At 65.5% G+C, this 608-nt stretch carries 1 protein-coding gene; it reads left to right on the forward strand.

Annotation, left to right across the window (positions count from 1 at the left end):
* Nucleotides 1–566: hypothetical protein (locus AC2JF9_RS08205; protein ID WP_500726816.1), on the forward strand; the 566-nt coding region annotated here is incomplete at its 5' end.
* Nucleotides 567–608 lie beyond the last annotated feature (42 nt).

Here is a 608-nt window from a genome sequence, read left to right on the forward strand (position 1 = left end):
TCTCGACGCCAACCGGCACCACCTATGTCTACGGGCGGCGGGTCCAGTCGGTGACCAGCAACACCGGCTACCACATCAAGCTCAAATATGAGCAGGACACGGTCATCGGCAACCCCGGCTACTGGTCGAACCTTGTCAAGGTGATCGGGCTTAACGCGCTGGTCGACACCGACTGCGCGACGACGGCGATGGACTGCACGGTTCCCGCCGGACGGCCGACGCTGTCGATCAGCAAGCTGAGCGAGCCGACGGCGCGGGACTATCGGGACTATACCGACGCGCTGGGCCAGGTCACCCGCTATATGTTCACGGACATGGAGATCGCCTCGATCACCTTTCCCGGCAGCACCAGTCCCGACGTGTCGGTGTCCTACGCCAACGGCAAGGTATCGTCGGTCACCGCCGGCGGCGTCGTCACCACCTACGCCTATGCGGACGCGGGCAACGTCCGGACGGTGACGGTCACGCGCGGATCGGCCCCGCCGCGCGTCTACAGGTTCGATCTCGCCAAGCTGCAGCTGCTCTCGGAGCAAGACGAGCTCGGCCGCGTGACCGCTTACGAATAAGACAGCTCCAACCGGCCGACCAAGGTGACGGCGCCGGAGGGC

It is taken from the genome of Lactobacillus sp. C449L, from assembly GCF_059900815.1.